The following is a 21,596-nucleotide window of genomic DNA, read 5'->3' on the forward strand; positions in this document are numbered from 1 at the left end:
ACGCACGTTCAGCCTGCGGCGGGAGGCCCCTTCACCGCCACCAGGCGGACCGGCCTCAGGTCACTCAGGGTCATCCGCTCCAGCGGCTGCGGCCGCTCGACCGCATAGCCCTGCAGGCCCTGCACCCCGAGCCGGGTCAGCGCGGCGGCGACGTCGGCGGTCTCCACCCATTCGGCCACCACCTCCATCTGCAGCTCGCGCCCCAGTTCAGTGATCGCGCGCACGGTGGCGTGGCTGACCGGATCGGTATCCATGTCACGCACGAAGGCCCCGTCGATCTTCAGGATGTCGGCCGGCAGCTGGCGCAGGTAGCCGAACGAGGACAGCCCGGAGCCGAAATCGTCCAACGCCATCCGGCAGCCACGCGCCTTCACCGCATCGATGAAGGCACGCGCCTGGCTGAGGTTGCTGATCGCAGCGGTCTCGGTGATTTCGAAGCACAGCTTGGAGGCCACTGCGCGGTTGCGCTCCAGCAGGTCGCAGACGAAGGCGAGGAAGCCCGGCTCGGCGATCGACTGCGCCGAGACGTTGACGTTGCACAGGCCCAGCTGCCGGACGTGTGCCGGGCACACCTGCAGATGCCGGAACAGCAGGCCGAGCACGTGCCGGTCCAGCGCCACGGCCATGCCATAGCGCTCCACCGCCGGCATGAACTGGCCCGGCAGGTGCAGGCTGCCATCGCTGCCACGCATGCGCACCAGCACCTCATAGTGCAGGTACGCGGGATCGCCGACGCGGGCGATGCGCTGCGCATACAGCACCATGCGGTTCTCGGCCATGGCCAGGCTGACGCCCTGCAGGCGTTCGGCTTCCAGGCGCCGTTCCTCCAGCGCCATGCGGTTCTCGTTGAAGCAGTGCACGCGGTTGCGGCCGGCCTGCTTGGCCGCATAGCACGCGCTGTCAGCGGCGCTCATCAGCCAGTTCACATCCGGTGCCTCGGCGCTGACCTCGACCACGCCGATGCTGCAGCTCAGCTGCGGGCTGCCCTCGCTGACCGGGAACGTCGCCTGGCCCAGGTTGCGGATCACCCGCTGCAGCACGCGCTTGGCCTCGTCCTGCCCGGCATGGGCAAGGAACACCGCGAACTCGTCCGCGCCCAGCCGTCCCACCCAGTCGCCATCGCGCACCGCCGCCACCAGATAGTCGGCGAAGCTGCGCAGCATCTGGTCGCCGGCGGCGTGGCCGAAGCTGTCGTTGACCAGCTTGAAATGGTCCAGGTTGATGTAGCACAGCGCGTGCGTGCCGCCCTCGCTGCGCACCTGCAGCAGCGCGCGCTCCAGCAGCCGCTCGATCTCGCGGCGGTTGATCAGGCCGGTCAGCGGATCATGGCTGGCGTGGTGTTCGATCTCGCGCGCCAGTGCATGGTTCTGGCTGACGTCCTCGATGATCGCGAACACCGACAGGCCACCGCCGGTGCTGCGCACGCCGGTGCCGCTCCAGCGGCCCCAGACCAGGCTGCCATCGCGACGGCGGAAGCGCAGTTCGCTCGGCCGCAGCTGGCGGTCCCAATCGATGCGCCCCACCCCATCGATGACCAGTTCACCGTCCATCAGCAGGTCGCCCAGTGACAGCTGCAGCAGCATGTCACGACGGTGATCGAGGATATCGGCCATCGCCTGGTTGGCCTCGACCACCTTGCCTTCGGTATCGAGCTTGAGCATGCCGACGTTGGCCTGGTAGAACGCAGCGCGGAAACGGCTCTCGTGTTCGGTCAGGTCCTTGCCGACGCGACGCGCCAGCGCGACCGCCATCAGGCTGATCGCCAGCACCGACAGGCCCGCAACCATCAACGTGGCCAGCCTCACCAGCGTCGCCATCCGCAGCAGCGCCTGCGAGAACGCCTGGCTCTGCACCTGCATCCGCCGATCAAGGTCACCCAGTTGCTGCAGGTAGCGGTCACGCGCGGCGGTCGGCACCGGGCCACTGTCGTGCCGCAGCTGCAACTCATCGATCAGGCGCTGCACCGCCATCAGGTCGCCGTCGGTCTTCCGCCACAGCGCGGTTGCTTCGCGGAAGGCACCGATATCGCGTGCATAGCGGAACGAGAACACCAGGCGCGGGATATCGGCGCGCGCGTTGCCGCCCTGCAGGAAGCCCTGCCTGGCCTTGGCTTCGTCCGGCTCGGCCTGTTCCAGCGCCAACCGCGCCTGCAGATCGCCCAATGGCACCTGCAGGGCCTGGCGTGCGTCGTCCAGGTCCTGGGCATCCCCCCGCGCCAGATAGCGGCTGAGTGCGGCGGTCGCATCCTGCTGACCACGCGACCAGTAGCCCTGGCCGGCGATCCAGGCGGTGGAGGCCGCCTGCAGTTCCTGGATCAAGGCGGACAGTGCGACCAATCCAATCGCCATGCCCGTCAACAACGCAAATCGCAGTCCCAGGCCGCGGGTCATCGGTACCCGCCGGCTCTGTTGGTCCGTGCCACTCCTACCCATCCCGGATCCCCCCGAATGTGCTGCGGTGACAACCTCCCTTGGAACCGGCTCAGCCTAGGGCCGGCAATGTGTTGACCATGCGAAAAAGGGGACGGAGGGGATTAAGTCGTTTTCAGCATAAGCACGTGGCCTGCCATATACGACTTAATCCCCTCCGTCCCCTTTTCCGGCCCCGGAACGGACAACGCCAGCCCGAAGGCTGGCGTTGTCATGGCTACGTTGCCGCTCAGTAGCTGCGCGGGCCACGCGGCTTGAAGCCGTCACGACGCGGCGGGCGGCTGTCGCGGTCACCGCCGCGCTCGCCACCGTGGCCACCCGGACCGCCCGGGCCACCGCGACGCGGGCCACCCGGGCCGCCCGGACCACGCTTGTCGAAGCGCGGCTTGAACGGACGCGGGGCCGGGTTGGTGTCTTCACCCGGAGCCAGCGCACGCATCTGCAGCTGCTGGCCCGACACCCAGACCTTCTGCAGGTGCGACAGCACGTCCGGCGGCATCTGTGCCGGCAGGTCCAGCAGCGAGAAGTCATCGTGGATGTCGATGCGGCCGATGAAGCGGCTTTCCAGGCCGGCTTCGTTGGCGATGGCGCCGACGATGTTGGCCGGCTTCACGCCGTGCTGGTGGCCGACCGAAATGCGGTAGGTCTCCATGCCCTGCTCCGGCGCACCACGCGGCGGAACCTCGCGGCGCGGACGCTGCTCGAAACCACCTTCAGCGTCATCACGGCGCGGGCCACGCTCGAAGCGCGGACCACGCTCGTTGCGGTCGAAGCGATCGCCACGTTCCGGGCGGTCGCCACGGTCGAAGCGTTCACGCGGCGCACGCTCTTCACGCGGGGCACGCACCGGCGGCTGCAGCAGGAACGGGGTGTCACCCTGCAGCATCTTGGCCAGCGCAGCGGCCACTTCGATGGCCGGCACGTTCTGCTCGTTCTCGAAGCGCTCCAGCAGCTGGCGGTAGAAGTCCAGGCCGCCGGCGCCGAGGGTTTCGCTGATGCGCGAGGTGAACTTGTTGATGCGGGTGTCGTTGACCGCTTCCACGCTCGGCAGCTGCATCTCTTCGATCGGCTGGCGGGTGGCGCGCTCGATCTGGCGCAGCATGCCCTTCTCGCGCGGGGTGGCGAACAGGATCGCCTCGCCGCTGCGGCCGGCACGGCCGGTACGGCCGATGCGGTGCACGTAGCTTTCGGTGTCGTACGGGATGTCGTAGTTCAGCACGTGGCTGATGCGCTCCACGTCCAGGCCGCGGGCAGCCACATCGGTGGCGACCAGGATGTCCAGCTTGCCTTCCTTCAGCATGGCGATGGTGCGCTCACGCTGGGCCTGCTGCATGTCACCGTTGATGGCGGCAGCGGCCAGGCCACGGGCCTGCAGCTTGCTGGCCAGTTCTTCGGTGCCGGCCTTGGTACGCGCGAAGATGATCATCGCGTCGAACGGCTCGACTTCCAAGATGCGGGTCAGCGCGTCCAGCTTGTGCATGCCGCTCACCCACCAGTAGCGCTGGCGGATGTTGGCCGAGGTGGTGGTCTTGGCCGCGATGGTCACTTCCACCGGGTCCTGCAGGTAGGTCTGCGCGATGCGGCGGATCTGCGGCGGCATGGTGGCCGAGAACAGGGCCACCTGGCGCTGCTCCGGCAGCTTCTTCAGCACGGCTTCGACGTCGTCGATGAAGCCCATGCGCAGCATTTCATCGGCTTCGTCCAGCACCAGGGTCTTCAGCTCGGACAGGTCCAGGGTGCTGCGGTCCAGGTGGTCGATCACGCGGCCGGGGGTACCGACCACGATATGCACGCCACGACGCAGCGCCGACAGCTGCTGGCCGTACGGCTGGCCGCCGTACACCGGCAGCACGCGGAAGCCCGGGATCTTCGACGAATAGGACTGGAACGCCTCGGCGACCTGGATGGCCAGTTCGCGGGTCGGCGCCAGGATCAGCGCCTGGGGCTTGATCTGCTGCAGGTCGATGTTGGACAGTACCGGCAGTGCAAAGGCAGCGGTCTTGCCGGTACCGGTCTGGGCCTGGCCCAGCACGTCGCGGCCTTCCAGCATCGCCGGGATGGTGGCGGCCTGGATCGGCGACGGGGTTTCGTAGCCGATGGCGGTGACCGCCTGCATCACGGACTCGGACAGGCCGAGCTGCGCAAACTGCAGCGGCGCTTGGGAATCTTGGGACATGGGGAACTCCGAAGGCACTGCCGTCTTCCTGGCAGTGCGATAAAAAAGGGATGGTCCGCGCTTTGGGCGCCCTTCTTATCGCGTGCCCTGGCGCTGCTCGGTCGGAGGAGATTTCACTCGCTCAGAGCGGAATGATACCGCATTGATCCTGAACAACGCATACAGCTTTGCGTGCGCGTGCCGTCCTGCCCCGTGCTGGCGCACAATACGCGCCCTCTTTCCGGCCCGGCCGCTGGCCTGCGCCCTCTTCCCAGGAACCCCGCTCCATGCAGATTCTCGAATTCGACCTCGACGGTGACTACGTCGAACTCAAGCAGCTGCTCAAGCTGGCCGACCTGGTCACCAGTGGCGGCGAGGCCAAGATGGTCATCAGCGAGGGCCAGGTACGGGTCGACGGCGAAGTCGAACTGCGCAAGGCCTGCAAGATCCGCGCAGGCCAGGTGGTCGAATTCGCCGACAGCCAGATCCGGGTGCTGGCTGCCGGCTGATCTGAAGCTGTTCAGGCCACGCGCTGGGTCAGGTGCGAGGCGATCAGCTGCCTGAACGGTGCCACCCCCTGCGCCAGGCGCAGGCCGGCCGCACGCAGCAGGCGCGCCGGGCGGCGGTCGTCGGTGTACAGGCTGGCGATCGCATTGGTGGCTTCGTACAACGGACGCGATGCCAGCCGATGACCGCGCTGGTAGCTGGCCAGCATGCCGGCGGCGGCAATGTCGGCGCCACGGCGCTGCTGCGCGACGATGCCCTGCGCCAGCCGCTGTGCGCTGGCCAGGCCCAGGTTGAAGCCATGCGCGGTGACCGGGTGCATGCCCACCGCGGCATCACCGATCAGCGCCGAACGCTCGCCGACGAAGCGATGCGCGTACACCCCCACCAGCGGATACGCCTGCGGCGTGGCCACCGGCTGCATCCGGCCCAGGCGGTGTTCGAAGCAGGCACTGATGGCCTCACCGAAAGCCACCTCGTCCATCGCCAGCAGCTCTTCGATCTGCCGCGGTGGCAGCGTGATCACCGCCGACGCCTGGCCCTCGTTGAGCGGCAGCAGCGCCATGGTGCGGCCGTAGCCGAACCACTCCCACGCGGTGTGGTGATGGTCGCGCTCGACCTGCATGCGGCACACCAGCATCGACTTGCCGAAGTCGCGCATCTGCGCACCGATGCCAAGCATGCGGCGGGTGGCGGAGAAGCGGCTGTCGGCGGCGACCAGCAGGCGCGCGTGCAGTTGGCTGCCGTCATCGAGCTTGACCACATGGCCCTGCGCATCGGCCTGCACGCCCTGTACCTTGCGCCCGTCGAACAGTTCCAGGCCGTCCTGGCCCTGTACGGCATCCCACGCGGCGCGACGGATCAGATGGTTGGGCACCAGCCAGCCCAGCGGCTGGCCATCGACCTGGCTGCTGGCGAAGGTCAGCGCGAATGGCGATCCGCCGTTCATCACCTTGGCATCGCGCAGTTCAGCGACTTCGGCGTGCGGCAGGCGCTGCCACAACCCCAGCTGTTCCATGCTCTGTCGTGAGGCATGGGTCAACGCGATCTCGCGCCCATCGAAGGCGGCCTCGGCCAGGGCCTGGCGCGGCTGCACTTCAACCAGCCCGACCTGCAGACCGCTGCCGGCCAGCGCACGCGCGAAACACAGACCCGCCGGTCCGGCGCCGACCACCACCACGTCCATCCTGCGCATGCGCGCCTCCCGCCAATGATCCAGTCCGGGCAGCATAGCGCCACGCACCTGACCAGCCTTGATCTGGATCAGGTCGTGATCACAACAACGCGAACACCAGCGCCAGGATCGACAGCAGCGACACCGCCCAGACCAGGCTGCGCACATAGGGCACGCCTGCGGCATACAGCGGCAGGTAGGCCACGCGCGCCCAGAAGTAGGCCTGCGCGGCCAGCGCCGTGGTGTCGTTGCCGCGCCCGGCCAGCACCACCGCGATCGCAGCCGCAGCGAAGAACGGGAAGGTTTCCAGGAAGTTGGCCTGCGCACGCTGCAGGCGACCGGCCAGCGGGCTGACCGGTTTTGCGTCGCCATCCCGTGCCGAGGCATTCCACTTCATCCCGCGCTCGCGGGTGACCACGGTGGAGGTGGCGAAGATGTAGACGAAGCCCAGCAGCACCGACCAGGCCAGCATCGTCAGTTCAGTTGCCATCGTTCATCTCCTCAGGGTGCCGACGCACGCAGGCTGTAACCGGCCAGGCGCCACACCTGGTCCTCGTCGAAACGGAATGACACCAGCTCACGTACCGGCTGCGCGCTGTTGGCGAAACGGGTCGGGAAGCTGACGTTGATGTACAGCCCTTCCGGCACCGCGGCACCGGCGCTGTACTTGACCCGGGTGATGGTCGGTTGGCCACGCCCAGCCAGCGCCCCCAGGCGCGTGCGCTCGGTGGTCAGCTGGCTGACGAAGGCGGCCTTCGGTACTGCACGGCGCGCGACGGCGGAGGCGCCATCCCACAATTCGCCGGCGCGGTTGGCATCGACCAGCTGCGCTGCCTTCACTGCGGCCGCGCCCATTTCCGCGTCCTGTTTCTGCACCTGCGCCTGCTGCGCAGCGGTCAACGCAGGGGAACCGGCGGTAGCGGGCTTCGCGGCCGCTGGCGAGGCAGGGGCCGGGCGTGCCGGAGCCGGTGCAGGCGTGGCCGGCGCAGGCGCCTGCGCCAATACGGTCAGGGGCAGCAGGGACAGCAGCAGGAGCACGCGCTTCATGGACACCGCCGGTTCTCGGAAAAGAACCGCAGTCTACGCCAGCGCGGTGAGCCGTTCGTCAGCGCGCGTGGGCGCTGCCTTCCACCACTGCGGCGTCGGCCTGCGCGGCCGGCGTGCCGGTTGCGGTCGGGGCCTGTTCGGCCACCGGCGGCGGCTCGGACGGTGCCGGTGGCAGCGTCGCCACATCGATTTCCGACAGCGGGCTTTCTTCCGGGCATACCGCATCCGGGAAGCCGAAGCGCTGCTTCAGGGCCTGGCCACAGCTGTTGATCGATTCCATGTCGGCGCCTTCGCGCTTGCACTGCTGGTCGAAGGCGATCAGGAACGCATCCTTGCGCTGCACGAAGTCATCGCCGCAGGCGCGCATCTGCTTGATCCGTTCCAGATCGTCCTGCACCGCGTTGGTGCCATCCAGGCCGTACTGGCGCAGCTCATCCGGCGTCAGCAGGCGCAGGCTGCGGTTGGGCACGGTCATCATCAGATCGGCCACGCCCACCGCCACGCCATTGCGCTGCAGGTAATCCTTCACGTTGTCGTAGACCTCGTGCAGTTCGCGGTTGAGTTCCGCGCGCGAGGTGGCCTTGGAGCTGATGCGCATCATGCGGTGGATGCCGACCTTGCCCGACAGCAGGCGGTTGTCACCAGCGGCCAGCACGAACACGCAGGCGCTGTGGCAGATCGAGCCTTCGCGCACCCAGATGGTCCAGCCCGATTCACCGATGCTGTCACCGGCAACGATCGCCGACTCCACCTGGCCGCCGCTGGAGTCCAGATCGAGGATGCGCTTGTGGATCTTCTGCTCGTCAGCGACCACCGCCAGCCGCCACATCATTTCGGCGAAGCCCGGATTGATCTTGCCGGCGTAACGCACGCGCATCAGGCCACGCTCGGCACACGGCGCCAGGGCCTGGGTGATCTGCTCGCGCTGCAGGCCTTCCAGCTCGGCACCGTCGCCGGCATCGCCCGCATATTCCGTGCTGCAACTGACCCACGCACGCCCATTTTCCAGCTGCGCCTGCGGCCACGGCCGATCCGCCTGGCTGCGCGGTGGTGCCGGCGGTGGCGGCGCGTCGGCGGCGTTGATCGAGACCATGTTCTCGCCATCGCTGGCCGGTGCCCTCGCCGCCTTGTCGGCAGCAGTCACATTGCCCGGATTCTCCAGCTGACTGCAGCCCGCCAGGGCCAGGCACAACAGGGGCAACCAGCGGAATTTGGCGGACATCGGGCAACCGGTCTTCATCTGAGCAAGAGCCACAGTCTACCCGTCCAGGCCGCGCATTCAGCGCGCGGCACTGAACCCCTTCTGACCCTTGGGGAAAAAGTGTGTCGACCAAGGTCGACACCTGCCAACGGCAAAGCGTGCCGACCAACGGTCGGCACCCACCAACTGCAGCGACCAACTGTCAGAGGTGGGGCGATGTGGGCTGGCAGGACCGTTGGCGCCATGGATGGCGCCATCGAGCCCCCATGGGCGGGTTTACGGCGTGTCCTGCCAGCCCACACCGCCCCCATCCTACGGACTGCCAGCTTTTGATTGAGACGTTGACGGTGACGTTGCGGGTGCAGGGCTGCAAGCCCTGCCAGTACCCTCTCCAGCATCCATGTCCGAATGTGGCGAGTATTGCCCCCCTTACCCGCCTAGACTGGCGCCATGGACACCGCCCTCGCCCTCGACACCGCCGCCTGCGACCGCGCCCGCCTGGCCCGCGACGCACGCTTCGACGGCGTGTTCTTCACCGCCGTGCGCAGCACCGGCATCTATTGCCGCCCGGTCTGCCCCGCACCGCCCCCGAAGCCCCGCAACATCACCTACTACCCGACCGCCGCTGCCGCCGCCGCCGCCGGCTATCGCCCGTGCCTGCGCTGCCGCCCGGAGCTGGCACCACAGGCCCAGCAGGCACTGGCCGGGCAGACCGTGCAGCGCGCCCTGGCCCTGATCCACGGCGGCTTCCTGCAGGAGCAGCCGGTGGCCGATCTTGCAACGAAGCTCGGCCTCAGCGCGCGCCAGCTGCAGCGCCTGTTCGTCGAACATCTGGGCGCAACGCCGGGGCAGATCCATGCCACCCATCGCCTGCTGCTGGCCAAGCAACTGCTGACCGAGACCACGCTACCGGTGACCGACGTCGCGCTGGCCGCCGGCTACAACAGCCTGCGCCGTTTCAATACCGCGTTCCTGCAGGGTTGCGGCATGGCGCCCACCGCACTGCGCCGCCAGCATCAACCGCTGGCCGCCGACGATGGCGGCCTGGTGCTGCGCCTGGGCTACCGTCCACCGCTGGACCTCCCGCGCATGCTCGCGTTCCTGCGCAAGCGCAGCCTGCCCGGCATCGAACTGATCGGCGAAGACAGCTACCAGCGCGTGCTGGGCACGCCGGAGCGCCCCACCCTGCTGCGTGTCACTGCAGACCCGAAGCGCCCGGAGCTGCGCCTGCAGCTGGGTGCGGTGGATCCGCGCCTGATCCCGGACATCGTGCGCCGCGTGCGTCGCGTGTTCGATCTGGATGCCGACCTGCAGCAGGTGCATGCCGCGCTCGGCGAGGAACCGCTGCTGGCGCGCGGCATCGCCGAGCGCCCCGGGCTGCGCGTGCCCGGCGGCTGGGATGGCTTCGAGGTCGGCGTGCGTGCGGTGCTCGGCCAGCAGGTCACGGTTGCCGCAGCCACCACCTTCGCGCGGCGGCTGGTCGATGCCTATGGCGCGCACCTGCCGGGCATGCCGTCCGACTTCGATCGCCAGTTCCCGGCACCCGAGGTATTGGCCGAGGCGCCTCTGGAATCGATCGGCCTGCCGCGCAGCCGCGCCGCCACCGTGCGCGCATTGGCCACCGCCTGCGCCAATGGCCAGCTCGACTTCGGGCCCGGCCAGGCGCTGGAAGAATTTGTTGCCCGCTGCGTGGCACTGCCCGGCATCGGCCCATGGACCGCGCAGTACATCGCCCTGCGTGGCCTCGGCCAGCCCGATGCCTTCCCGGCCGGCGATCTTGTACTGCAGCAGGTGCTCGGCCACGCGCAGGGCCAGCGCCTGAGCGAACGCGCGACCGAAGCGCGCTCGCAGCCGTGGCGCCCCTGGCGCGCCTATGCCGTGCTGCACCTGTGGCACCTGTCCGGCACTTTCGTTGGAGAACCGACATGACCCTGTTGTTCGATCGTTTCGACAGTCCGATCGGCGTGTTGACCATCGCCGGCGACGAGCGTGGCCTTTCGCATGTGCTGTTCCCGGAGAACCGCCACCCCGCACGCGGGCGCGATGACTGGCACTACGCACCGGATGCATTGCCGGAAGCGCGCGAGCAGCTGCTGCAGTTCCTGCACGGCGAGCGCAACCGCTTTGACCTTGTGCTGGCGCCGCGTGGTACGCCGTTCCAGCTGCGCGTGTGGCAGGCGCTGGCACTGATTCCGTTCGGCCAGACCTGGAGCTACCTGCAGCTGGCGCAGCACCTGGGACAACCCAGCGCGACACGCGCGGTGGGCGCGGCCAATGGCCGCAACCCGTTGCCGATCATCCTGCCCTGCCACCGCGTGATCGGCAGCAATGGCGCGCTGACCGGCTTCGGTGGCGGCCTGGAAACCAAGGCCGCGCTACTGCGGCTGGAACAGCGCCAGGCCCCGCTGTTCGCCTGAGAGGGCTGGCCGGGCTGCGCCCGGCATCCGCAGAGGCAACGGCAACAGCCGAAGCAACAGCAGCATTCCGTGGGATGGCGCGGTGGGTCCAGTTGCGGGGGACGCCGTAAACCCCGCTCCGCGGTCCAGCCCAGCCGCTGGCGGCTGGGCGTTCGGGCGCTTGCGAAGCAGTGCTTCGCAAGCAAAGCGCCCTCACCCTTGGGGGCTCGGCCGCGGCATCCATGCCGCGGACACCCCCGCAACCGGACCCACCCCGCCTTCGACAGATTCCTGCGATCTGCCGGGACGGCGTACTGCGCGGCCGCTGGTAGGTGTCGACCTTGGTCGACACGGTAGATCCATACGATGCGTGGATGGAGACATCTGGAATCTGTCTGGTGGAAAGCCCCCTTGTTGTTCAAGGGGGCGCGCCGACGGCGCGGGGATAAGGAAAAATGCGCGGACACGGCGCGCGATAGCGCGGCGTGTCTTTGGTACGTCATTGCACCGGCTTATCATGAGCAGATGACTTCCGTACGCCTGACCTGTTCGCTGGCGCTGCTGCTGCCATTGGCTGCCTGCACCACTGCGCCCGCCCCTACCGCCTCCGTTCCCACGTCCGTCGCCGCGGCTACGCCGCCGAAGCTGCTGCTGATCTCCATCGACGGCCTGCGCGCCGATGCGCTGGACCGCGGGATCACCCCGAACCTGCAGCGGATGATCGACGGCGGCGTGCGCGCCCGCTGGATGACGCCGTCTTATCCTTCCCTGACCTTCCCCAACCACTACACGATCGTCACCGGCCTGCGTCCGGATCACCACGGCATCGTCAACAACAGCATGGACGACGCAGCCCTCGGCCGCTTCGAACTGGGCAACCGTGAAGCGGTGACCGACAGCCGCTGGTGGGGGGGTGAACCGATCTGGGTCGGCGCGGAAAATGCCGGCGTGCGCACCGCCACCACGTCGTGGCCGGGCAGTGAATCGGAAATCCGGGGTGTGCGCCCCAGCCAGTGGCGCGTCTACGACGGCAAGGAACCGCTGGAGCAGCGCGCCGGCATCGTGCTCGACTGGCTGGCACAGACCGATGCCGATGCTCCCCGCCTGACCACGCTGTACATGGAGCACGTGGACAAGGCCGGCCACAACTACGGCCCCGGGTCGAAGCAGTACGCCGACGCGATCGTACGCGCCGATCTGATCGTCGGCCAGGTGCTCGACGGCCTGCAGCAACGCGGCCTGGCCGCCACCACCAATGTGATCGTGGTATCCGACCACGGCATGGCATCGGTGCCTGAAAGCCAGGTGATTTCCACCGAATCGATGGTCGATCCGGCCATCGCACGCAATGTCAGCCAGGGCCAGTCGGTGGGCTTCGCGCCAGTGGCCGGTCGTGAGGCGGAGGCCGAACGTGCCCTGCTCGGCCGCCACGCGCACTACGAGTGCTGGAAGAAGGAGAACCTGCCGGCACGCTGGCACTACGGTACCCACCCGCGCATTCCGGCCATCATCTGCAACATGGATGAAGGCTGGGACGCGCTGCACCAGCAGAAGCTCGCCAAGCGCGTCCACCAGGACCGGGGCTCGCACGGTTACGACAATGCTCTGCCGTCGATGCGTGCGGTGTTCGTGGCCAGTGGCCCATCGTTCCGCCAGGGCCTGGTGATCGACGGCTTCGACAATGTCGACATCTATCCGCTGCTGGCCCACCTGCTGCAGATTCCGGCCGCGCCGAACGACGGCAATGCGGAGACGCTGAAGAAAACGCTGCGCTGATCCGTTTGCAGGGCCGAGCCCACGCTCGGCTCGCCGGACAGGCACAAAAAAAACGCGGCGCCAGGCGCCGCGTTTTCCTTGGACCGGTCGGTCGGCCGGATCAGGCCTTGGCGACGGCCTTCTTCGCCACAGCCTTCTTCGCCGGAGCCTTGGCGACGGTCTTCTTGGCAACCGGGGCGGCGGCGCCTACGGCGACCTTGCTCGCGGTGTGCGAACGGGCGTTGCCGTAGCTGGCGTTGTAGCGCTTGCCCTTGGCGGTCTTGCGGTCACCCTTACCCATGTCTTCAACTCCTCAAGTGTGAAATCTGGTTACCCCGTACTGACACGGGTTCGGCGGGGCCGCCTTGCTGGGCGCCCCCGCGCACGATCAGAAATCCTATCACGGCGGGCCTAGTGCGCGCAGCTTGCGTCGTGCACGTGGCCATGGTTGAGGCGCAGGTTGACCAGGTGGGCAACGCCCACCAGCAGGCCGCCGATGGTCATCACCACCGCATGTGGCACCGCATTGTGGTGCAGCGGGTCGTACAGCACGCCGGCCCACAGCGCGACCAGGCCGGGGATCAGGAAGCCGAGCGCGCGCAGCGCACCGTGGCGGCGATAGCCCCAGACCAGGCTGAACAGCCCGAGCAGGGTCACGAACACCACCAGCGCCTGTTCCACGCCATCGCTCAGCCAGAACGACAGGCCCAGCGACGGCGCCGCCGCCAGCAGGACGGGGATCACCGCGCAGTGCACCGCGCACAGCATCGAACCAGTGGCACCGAAACGGTCGAGCAGGTGGCGCAGGCGTGAGGACAGGGACATGACTTCCAGCAGGGTCGGCGAATCGTTATGGAATAATATAACATCCCTCTCCGACCCGCACGGTTTCCCTCCCCCTGTCCCATCGACGGGATTCGTGCGCCCCGTGATTGATACATTGTAACAAAGGACCTGCCCATGCCCGCCCACACCCCTCGGCTCAAGCCGCATTCCCTGGCCCTGGCCCTCGCCGCCCTGCTGCCGTCCGTCGCCTTTGCAGCCGGCCAGGACACCTCCCATCGTGACCGCCACCTGACCGAGCTGTCGTCGGTGCAGGTCACCGCGTCGCCGCTGCAGGGCGATGCCGAATCCCTGGCGCGCCCGGTGGACGTGCTGGCCGGTGAGCGCCTGGACGAGCAGAAGGCCGGCACCCTCGGCGATACCGTGGCCAAGCTGCCCGGCGTGCAGAGCACCTTCTTCGGCCCCGGTGTCGGCCGCCCGATCATCCGCGGCCAGGAAGGCCCGCGCGTGGCCGTGCTGTCCAACGGCATGGGCAACATGGATGCCTCCACGGTCAGCGCCGACCATGCCACCAGCATCGAGCCGTTCCTGGCCGACCAGATCGAAGTGCTGAAGGGTCCGGCCACGCTGCTGTTCGGCAGCGGCGCCATCGGTGGTGCGGTCAATGTGGTCGATGGCCGCATCGCGCGCGAGCTGCCGGAGCGCCCGCTCAGCGGCCGCGCCGAGCTGCGCGGCAATTCGGTGAACAACGAACGCAGCGGCATGTTCCGCCTCGACGGCGTCAGCGGCAATGTCGTGCTGCACGTGGATGGCCTGGTGCGCAATGGCGATGACTACCGCATTCCCGGCTACGCGGTGATCGACAGTCTTGAAGACCATCACGACGACCACGACCATGACCACGCGGGCGAGGAAGGCGAAGAGCCGCGCCGCGGCCGCCTCGACAACAGTTCGATCCGCACCCGCGCCGGTGGCGTCGGCGCAACCTGGCTGGGCGACGGCGGCTACTTCGGCGTATCGGCCAGCACCTACCGCACCAACTACGGCATTCCCAATGGCGCGCACGTGCATGCCGATGGTGATGATCATGGCCATGATCACGGCCACGACCATGGCGATGAAGAGGAAGGCGGCGACGAGCATGATGTGCGCATCGACATGGTGCAGAACCGCTTCGAGACCAAGGCCGGCATCTACAACCCGGTCTCGTTCCTGAAGAACATCAACGCACGCGTGGCCTACACCGACTACGAGCACGTGGAGCTGGAGGCCGGCACGCCGTCCACCCGCTTCACCAACCGTGGCATCGAGGCGCGCCTCGAAGCCGTGCAGCAGCAGATCGGCGGCTGGGACGGTGCCTTCGGCCTGCAGTTCGGCAACAGTGATTTCGGCGCCAAGGGTGAAGAGGCGTTCGTACCGGATACCGGCACGAAGAACATCGGCCTGTTCGTGCTGCAGGAAAAGCAGTTCGGCCCGTTCAAGCTGGAACTGGGCGGCCGCCACGACCAGGTCAAGCTGGACCCGACCGGTGACTACCGCCGCCGCACCTTCGGCGCTACCAACCTGTCTGCCGCCGGCATCTGGAAGCTCAACGATGCCGTTGACCTGCGCATCGGCGTGGACAGCTCCGAGCGTGCACCGACCAACGAAGAGCTGTATGCCGCCGGCGCGCACATCGCCACCCGCTCTCTGGAAATCGGCGACGCCAACCTGAAGACCGAGCGCGGCCAGCGCATCGAGCTTGGCATCCATACCCACAGTGATCGCCTGGACTTCTCCGCGTCGGTCTACCAGACCAAGTTCAAGGACTTCATCTACCTGGCAGACACCGGCGTCACCGAGGGCCTGCCGGTTCGTGCGTGGACCCAGCAGGACGCGGTGTTCCGCGGTGCCGAGGCCGAAGCGCTGGTGCACCTGTTCGAGGGCGGCGCTGGTGACTGGGATCTGCGCCTGTTCGGTGACTACGTGAAGGCCAAGCTGGATGGCAGCGGCAGCCGCAACCTGGACATCGCCGTGCCGCATGGCGACCACAACCACAACTACTCGGTGGAACTGGCCAATACCGGCTACCTGCCGCGCATCGCTCCGGCCCGCGTCGGCGCCGACCTGCGCTGGTCGAAGGACGGCTGGCGCGCCTCGGTCGGTGCGGTGCGTTACAGCCGCCAGAAGGACGTCGCCCAGAACGAGGAACCGAGCAACGGCTACACCCTGGTCGATGCGCACCTGGCCTACCGCTGGGATCGCAACGCGAGCAACAGCTACGAGGTGTTCCTGGATGGCAGCAACCTGACCAACCGCGAAGTGCGCCCGCACACCTCGCTGCTGCGCGACTACTCGCCGCTGCCGGGCCGCGGCGTCGCATTCGGCATCCGCGCGTTCTTCTGACTCTCCTCCATCCACGCATGGCGTGGATCTACTGCACCACGCCGGGGGTCGGATCCCATTCCGCAGGAATGGGCTCTGCCCCCCGCCTTGAGACCACGCATGGCGTGGATCTCCTTGCCACTCCTTCCACATGTACGCAGCGGGGGCCTTCGGGCCCCCGTTTTCATTTCGCCCCACGCCATCACACATCCGTCACAAAGATGTGCGTACGACAACAACCGGACAATCCCGTCACTCAAAGTCTCGCCAAACGGACACTTTTGTCCGAAAATAATTCCATGACCGCTCAACGTGCCGATGCTGCTGCCCGCCGTGCCCTCATCCTCGACGCCGCCGATCATGTCTTCGGCCAACATGGCGTCACCGCCCCGCTGGACCTGGTGGTCGAACGCGCCCAGGTGGGCCGCGCCACCCTGTACCGCAACTTCCCCGACCGCACCGCGCTGATCCAGGCGCTGCTGCAGCGTACGGTCGACCGTATCCGGCGCCAGGTCGAACAGTTGGGCGACCGCGACGACGCCCTGTTCGAGGTGTTCGAGGGCATGGCCCAGCGCATCATCGATTCGCCGGCACTGGCCGATTACTGGCGCGCGGTCGACTCCGATGTTCCGGCCATGCGCACCGCGCGCGAGACCGTGCGCGACCTGCTCGAAGCGCCCATCGCCCGCGCCAAGGCCGCCGGCCTGTGCCGTGCCGACCTGGAGAAGACGGATATTTCACTGATCTCGGGCATGCTGGGCGCGGCCCTGCGCGGCAAGACCCGCGACGAGCGCGCCCACCTGGCCGGGCGCGCCCTGCAGCTGCTGCGCGGGGGTCTCCAGGGAGCAACCAGCGAGGCCCGCTGATGGTCCAGCCGTATCTGAAGCCGGTTCCGGATTGGGAGGAGCACGAAAAGCCGACCATGCCCGGTTCGGCATCGATGCCCTGGCATCCGCCCTATCGACGCGTGGCCTATGCCCTGGTGTCGCTGCTGGTGGCGATCACCGGCGGCCTCGGCAATGCGCTGGTCACCGCCAACCTGCCCTTCCTGCAGGGCCAGCTGGCACTCACTCCGACCCAGGGCAGCTGGCTGGTGGCCGCCTATGCGATGGTGAATGTCACCGCCAACCTGCTGGCTTTCAAGTTCCGCCAGCAGTACGGCATCCGCCTGTTCGCCGAGATCGGCCTGGGCCTGTATGCGGCGCTGGCGGTGCTGCACCTGTTCGTCGGCAGCTTCGAGACCACGATGCTGACCCGTGCTGCCAGCGGCTTCGCCGGCGCGGCCTGTTCGACGCTGGGCACGCTGTACATGCTGCAGGCGCTGCCACGGCGGTTCACCGGCAACCTGCTGGTGGTCGGTGTCGGCCTTTCGCAACTGGCGGTGCCGATCGCCTGGATCGTGTCGCCGGGCCTGGTCGATACCGGCCAATGGCACCAGCTGTACTCATTCGAAGCCGGGCTGGCACTGTGCGCGTTCGCGGCAGTGGTGGTGCTGAAGCTGCCGCCGGGCATCCAGGTGAAGGCCTTCGAGCCATTGGACTTCCTCACCTTCGCCCTGCTTGCGCCGGCGGTCGCGCTGCTGGTGATCGTGCTGGCGCAGGGCTATACGCGCTGGTGGCTCAATACACCGTGGCTGGGCTGGGCGCTGATCGCCTCCATCGCGCTGACCACCGTCGCACTGATCATCGAACACTACCGGCGCAATCCGCTGCTGCAGATCCGCTGGCTGTCGACACTGCCGGTGCTGCATTTCATCGTCGGCGCCTTCCTGATCCGCTTCCTCACCACCGAACAGTCCTACGGCGTGGTCAACCTGATGCGCACGCTGGGCATGGGGCCGGACCAGATGCGGCCGCTGTTCGTGGTGATCCTGGCCGGGGTGATCGTCGGCATCGCCGGCGCCTCGCTGACCTTCGGCCCGAAACGGCTGATCGCGCAGCTGTTGATGGCGATCCTGCTGCTGGGCGCCGCCGCGTTCTTCGACCAGCACCGCACCAGCCTGGACCGGCCGCACGACTTCTACGCCAGCCAGTTCCTGGCCTCGGTCGGTGCCGGCATGTTCATGGGCCCGCTGATCATGCTCGGCATCTCCGCCGCGTTGAAACAGGGCGTGGACCACATGATCACCTTCCTGGTGACACTGTCGATCACGCAGACCCTGGGCGGCCTTGCCGGTTCGGCGGTGCTGGGCACCTTCCAGCTGCATCGCGAGCAGCTGTATTCCAGCGCGCTGACCAGCCAGCTCGACCCCGCCGACCCGGTGGTGGCGCAGCGCCTGCGCCTCCAGCAGCAGCTGTACAGCGCACAGATCACCGACCCGGTGCTGCGCAGCGCGCAGGGCAGCGCGCAGCTGGCGCAGACCGCGCGCCGCGAAGCCAACGTGCGCGGCTTCAATGATGTGTTCACGCTGAGCGGCTGGCTGGCGATCGGCTTCCTGTGCTGGTTGCTGCTGCTGACGCTGCGCACCGCCGTGCTCAAGCAATGGCGCAAGCGCCACCCCGCCCTTTCCACTGCGGCCACGCCGGCCGCGCCCCGTTGAGTCCCCCCATGCCTCCCGTCCCGCCCCGCCCCGACGACACCGACAACGTGACCCCACCGCCGCAGACCGACGCGGCGCCCGCGCCCACCCCGGCAGAACCCGCGGTCGCGCCGAAGTACCTCAAGCCCAGCGCGCGCAGCGTGGTGGTGATGGTGGTGGTGGCCTTGCTGGGCATCGCGCTGATCCTGCGCGCCTGGCACCTGTGGCCGTTCACCAGCAGCGTGATGGTGACCGACAACGCCTATGTGCGTGGCCAGATCACGGTGATGGCGCCGCAGGTGAACGGCTACGTGACCGAGGTGCTGGTGAAGGACTTCCAGCATGTGAAACAGGGCGAGCCGCTGCTGCGCATCGATGACCGCATCTATGCACAGCGTGTCGCCCAGGCGCAGGCGACGCTGGACAGTGCGCACGCAGCATTGGCGAACTCGGACCAGTCGCAGGCGCAGAACCGCGCGCAGATCGCCTCCGCGCGGGCCACGCTGTCGGCCGGGCAAGCCGAACTGCAGCGCTCGCGCAACGAGACCAAGCGTTACGAGGAGCTGGCCGCGCAGCAGCTGGTGTCGGTCAATGACCGCGACAAGTTCCGCACTACCCAGGCCTCGGCGCAGGCCAGCGTGCAGCAGTCGCAGGCGCAGATCCGCATCGCCGAGGAAACACTGGTGTCGACCCGGGTGGCGCGCAAGAGCCTGGAAGCCCAGGTGGAGAGCGCACAGGCACAGCTGGAACTTGCGCGCATCGACCTGGCCAACACGGTGATCCATGCGCCGCGCGACGGCCAGATCAGCGAAGCCAGTGTGCGCGTGGGCCAGTACGTCGCCGCCGGTTCGCAGCTGCTGTTCCTGGTGCCTGACACGCTGTGGGTGGTGGCCAACTACAAGGAAGGCCAGACCTGGGGGATGGCGATCGGCCAGCCGACCACGTTCTCGGTGGACGCGTTCCACGGCCAGGTGCTGCGCGGCCGCGTGCAGGAAATCGCACCCGCCACGGGATCAGAGTTCAGCGTGCTGCGCCCGGACAATGCCAGCGGCAACTTCACCAAGGTGGTGCAGCGGCTGCCGGTGCGGATATCGATCGATGAAGGCCAGACGCTGGCCGCGCAGCTGCGGCCCGGCATGTCGGTGATCGTGCGCGTGGATACCGCGAGCAAGCCGATGGACTAGCCTTGTCATGAAACGGGGTCGGATCCCTTTGCCAATGGCAAAGGGATCCGACCCCAATCCCGTCCTGCCTTCAGCCTGCGCAGCGCGCGCAGAGGCCGTGCACTTCCAGGGTCTGCGCCTGCGGCTGGAAGCCCAGCTCCTTGGCGCGCTTTTCCAGCTGGGTGACGATCTCGCGGTCTTCCAGTTCCACCGCGCTGTGGCAGCTGTTGCAGATCAGGAACGGCACCGAGTGCGCGGCACTGCTGGGGTGATGGCAGGCCACGAAGGCATTCACCGACTCCAGCTTGTGCACGAAGCCATTGGCCATCAGGAAGTCCAGCGCGCGGTACACGGTGGGCGGGGCATCAGCGCCCACGCCCTTGCCGTTGCGCACCCATTCCAGCAGCTCGTAGGCCTTGACCGGCTTGCCGGCCTCGGCGATCAGCTTCAGCACATTGGCGCGGATGGGGGTCAGGCGCAGCCCGCGTTCGCGCGAGACACGCTCGACCACCGCCACGAAATCCGATGCGTCGTGGACGTGGTGGTGCGGGGCGGTACAGGCAGTGGCGGTCTTGGCGGGCATGCGTGTTCTCCGGTTCGGGCCTGGCAAGGATGCCTCAGGCCGTTGCTACCTTGGTGATGGCCACATCAATGCGTTTCAAGGCCTGCTCGCGGCCGGCCAGGTACACGGTATGGGAAATGTCAGGACTGACCTGGGTGCCGGTGATCGCCACGCGCAGCGGCTGGGCGACCTTGCCCATGCCGATCTCCAGCGCGGCGGCCGCATCGTGCAGGGCCACACCCACCGATTCGGCGGTCCACTCCGGCAGGGCGGCCAGCAGCTCGCGGGCCTTGCCCAGCGCCACCTCAGCACCGGCCTTGAAGTGCTTGGCCACCGCCGCTTCGTCGTACTCGGTCAGCGGCTGGTACCAGACCACTGCCTTCTCGGCCATTTCCTTCAGGGTCTGCACGCGTTCACGCAGGGCGACCACCACGTCCTCCGGGGCGGGGCCAGCGGCCACGTCCAGGCCCAGCTTCTGCAGCTGGTAGACCAGGTGCGGCACGATGGCGGCCACATCCTCGGTTTTCAGGAAGTGCTGGTTGACCCAGCCCAGCTTGGCCATGTCCAGGCGCGAGGCCTTGGAGTTGCAGTCCTTCACGTCGAACAGGTCGATCAGCTCCTGGCGGCTGAACAGCTCCTGGTCACCGTGCGACCAGCCCAGGCGGGCCAGGTAGCTCAGCAGCGCATCGGGCAGGTAGCCGGCGTCCTTGTACTGCATCACGTCGGCCGCGCCGGTGCGCTTGGACAGCTTGGCACCCTGCTCGTCGAGGATCATCGGCATGTGGCCGAACTTCGGCACCGGCGCACCGATGCCTTCGTACAGGTTGATCTGCCGCGGGGTGTTGTTGATGTGGTCGTCGCCGCGGATGACCTCGGTGATGCCCATGTCCCAGTCGTCCACCACCACCGCGAAGTTGTAGGTGGGGTAGCCGTCCGGGCGGAAGATGACCATGTCATCCAGCTCGCTGTTGGCGATCTCGATGCGGCCCTTGATCAGGTCGTCGAACACCACCGTGCCTTCCAGCGGGTTCTTGAAGCGGATGACCCGGTTCGGGTCGTCCTTGTACGGCAGGCCCAGTTCGCGTGCAGCGCCGTTGTAGCGTGGCTTTTCCTGCCTGGCCATGGCGGCCTCGCGCATCGCGTCCAGCTCTTCGCGGGTTTCGTAGGCGTAGTAGGCCTTGCCGTCGGCGATCAGCTGCTCGGCCACTTCCTGGTAACGGGCGACGCGGTCGGTCTGGTAGATCGGGCCTTCGTCGTAGTCCAGGCCCAGCCACTCCATCGCTTCCAGGATGGCGTCGATCGCGCCCTGGGTGCTGCGTTCACGGTCGGTGTCCTCGATGCGCAGCACGAACTCGCCGCCACGGTGGCGGGCCTCCAGCCAGCAGTACAGCGCGGTGCGGGCACCACCGATATGCAGGTAGCCGGTGGGACTGGGGGCGAAGCGGGTGCGGCAGGTCATGGACGGCTCGAGGAACGGGAATCCCCCGATTTTACCAGCCCACCGCCCCTGCGAAAAAGGGGACGGAGGGGATTAAGTCGCGATTG

Annotated in this window: 18 protein-coding genes; 8 read left to right on the plus strand and 10 right to left on the minus strand. The window is 67.7% G+C overall.

The window, feature by feature from the left end; all coding sequences use genetic code 11:
- Positions 1-8: 8 nt before the first annotated feature.
- Positions 9-2,432, minus strand: a complete 2,424-nt coding sequence (locus tag ACXI0D_RS05685; protein WP_479642401.1) for a putative bifunctional diguanylate cyclase/phosphodiesterase — start codon at positions 2,430-2,432, stop codon at positions 9-11.
- Positions 2,433-2,658: 226 nt separating this feature from the next.
- The gene (locus ACXI0D_RS05690; protein ID WP_049446303.1) at positions 2,659-4,605 is read right to left on the minus strand and encodes a DEAD/DEAH box helicase; all 1,947 of its coding nucleotides are present in this window, start codon (positions 4,603-4,605) and stop codon (positions 2,659-2,661) included.
- A 266-nt stretch (positions 4,606-4,871) separates the two neighbouring features.
- Here ACXI0D_RS05690 and ACXI0D_RS05695 point away from each other — a divergent pair, with 266 nt between their 5' ends.
- Positions 4,872-5,093: an RNA-binding S4 domain-containing protein gene (locus ACXI0D_RS05695; RefSeq protein ID WP_014036469.1), complete on the plus strand. Its 222-nt coding sequence runs from the start codon at positions 4,872-4,874 to the stop codon at positions 5,091-5,093.
- Positions 5,094-5,104: 11 nt separating this feature from the next.
- On the opposite strand, the gene ubiM is transcribed toward ACXI0D_RS05695, so the two are convergent.
- The 4 genes from ubiM to ACXI0D_RS05715 all read right to left on the minus strand — a co-directional run bounded on the left by ubiM (position 5,105) and on the right by ACXI0D_RS05715 (position 8,531).
- Complete coding sequence (gene ubiM, locus ACXI0D_RS05700) at positions 5,105-6,283, minus strand: 5-demethoxyubiquinol-8 5-hydroxylase UbiM (RefSeq protein ID WP_049446474.1); 1,179 nt, start codon at positions 6,281-6,283, stop codon at positions 5,105-5,107.
- 79 nt (positions 6,284-6,362) lie between these two features.
- A complete protein-coding gene (locus ACXI0D_RS05705) occupies positions 6,363-6,752 on the minus strand; it encodes an MAPEG family protein (RefSeq protein WP_049446305.1) in 390 nt (129 codons plus the stop codon).
- 11 nt (positions 6,753-6,763) lie between these two features.
- Positions 6,764-7,309, minus strand: coding sequence for a DUF4019 domain-containing protein (locus ACXI0D_RS05710; protein ID WP_049446308.1), 546 nt, complete (start codon positions 7,307-7,309; stop codon positions 6,764-6,766).
- A 58-nt stretch (positions 7,310-7,367) separates the two neighbouring features.
- On the minus strand, positions 7,368-8,531 hold the full coding sequence (locus ACXI0D_RS05715; RefSeq protein WP_049446310.1) for a hypothetical protein: 1,164 nt from the start codon (positions 8,529-8,531) through the stop codon (positions 7,368-7,370).
- 429 nt (positions 8,532-8,960) lie between these two features.
- Here ACXI0D_RS05715 and ACXI0D_RS05720 point away from each other — a divergent pair, with 429 nt between their 5' ends.
- The 3 genes from ACXI0D_RS05720 (at position 8,961) to ACXI0D_RS05730 (ending at position 12,682) form a co-directional block, all read left to right on the plus strand.
- Positions 8,961-10,439 (plus strand): DNA-3-methyladenine glycosylase 2 family protein, encoded by a 1,479-nt coding sequence (locus tag ACXI0D_RS05720; protein WP_101765171.1) that lies wholly within the window; start codon positions 8,961-8,963, stop codon positions 10,437-10,439.
- Positions 10,436-10,927: a methylated-DNA--[protein]-cysteine S-methyltransferase gene (locus tag ACXI0D_RS05725; RefSeq protein WP_101765170.1), complete on the plus strand. Its 492-nt coding sequence runs from the start codon at positions 10,436-10,438 to the stop codon at positions 10,925-10,927. The genes ACXI0D_RS05720 and ACXI0D_RS05725 overlap by 4 nt, the downstream gene beginning before the upstream one ends.
- A gap of 504 nt (positions 10,928-11,431) precedes the next feature.
- Positions 11,432-12,682 carry an alkaline phosphatase family protein gene (locus tag ACXI0D_RS05730; protein ID WP_479642402.1) on the plus strand — a complete coding sequence of 417 codons (1,251 nt, stop codon included), beginning with the start codon at positions 11,432-11,434 and terminating at the stop codon, positions 12,680-12,682.
- 100 nt (positions 12,683-12,782) lie between these two features.
- Here the strand turns inward: ACXI0D_RS05730 and ACXI0D_RS05735 are convergent, their stop codons facing one another.
- Together ACXI0D_RS05735 and ACXI0D_RS05740 are read right to left on the minus strand one after the other, a co-directional pair.
- Complete coding sequence (locus ACXI0D_RS05735) at positions 12,783-12,962, minus strand: 30S ribosomal protein THX (RefSeq protein WP_004150462.1); 180 nt, start codon at positions 12,960-12,962, stop codon at positions 12,783-12,785.
- 110 nt (positions 12,963-13,072) lie between these two features.
- Entirely contained in the window at positions 13,073-13,486 is a 414-nt protein-coding gene (locus ACXI0D_RS05740; RefSeq protein WP_008264835.1) for a MerC domain-containing protein, read from the minus strand.
- A 135-nt stretch (positions 13,487-13,621) separates the two neighbouring features.
- Here ACXI0D_RS05740 and ACXI0D_RS05745 point away from each other — a divergent pair, with 135 nt between their 5' ends.
- From ACXI0D_RS05745 to ACXI0D_RS05760, 4 genes are all read left to right on the plus strand, one after another.
- Positions 13,622-15,829, plus strand: coding sequence for a TonB-dependent receptor (locus ACXI0D_RS05745; protein WP_049446318.1), 2,208 nt, complete (start codon positions 13,622-13,624; stop codon positions 15,827-15,829).
- A gap of 278 nt (positions 15,830-16,107) precedes the next feature.
- Positions 16,108-16,674: a TetR/AcrR family transcriptional regulator gene (locus ACXI0D_RS05750; RefSeq protein ID WP_010483118.1), complete on the plus strand. Its 567-nt coding sequence runs from the start codon at positions 16,108-16,110 to the stop codon at positions 16,672-16,674.
- Positions 16,674-18,347, plus strand: a complete 1,674-nt coding sequence (locus ACXI0D_RS05755; RefSeq protein WP_479642403.1) for an MFS transporter — start codon at positions 16,674-16,676, stop codon at positions 18,345-18,347. The genes ACXI0D_RS05750 and ACXI0D_RS05755 overlap by 1 nt, the downstream gene beginning before the upstream one ends.
- A gap of 8 nt (positions 18,348-18,355) precedes the next feature.
- Positions 18,356-19,510, plus strand: a complete 1,155-nt coding sequence (locus ACXI0D_RS05760) for an HlyD family secretion protein (protein WP_479642404.1) — start codon at positions 18,356-18,358, stop codon at positions 19,508-19,510.
- 70 nt (positions 19,511-19,580) lie between these two features.
- Here ACXI0D_RS05760 and ACXI0D_RS05765 read toward each other — a convergent pair whose 3' ends face one another.
- Both ACXI0D_RS05765 and gltX read right to left on the minus strand, forming a co-directional pair.
- Positions 19,581-20,072, minus strand: coding sequence for a Fur family transcriptional regulator (locus ACXI0D_RS05765; RefSeq protein ID WP_004150412.1), 492 nt, complete (start codon positions 20,070-20,072; stop codon positions 19,581-19,583).
- A gap of 34 nt (positions 20,073-20,106) precedes the next feature.
- Positions 20,107-21,510: a glutamate--tRNA ligase gene (gene gltX, locus ACXI0D_RS05770; RefSeq protein WP_262084530.1), complete on the minus strand. Its 1,404-nt coding sequence runs from the start codon at positions 21,508-21,510 to the stop codon at positions 20,107-20,109.
- Between the last annotated feature and the right edge of the window lie 86 nt (positions 21,511-21,596).

The organism is Stenotrophomonas sp. C9D9 (assembly GCF_056491205.1).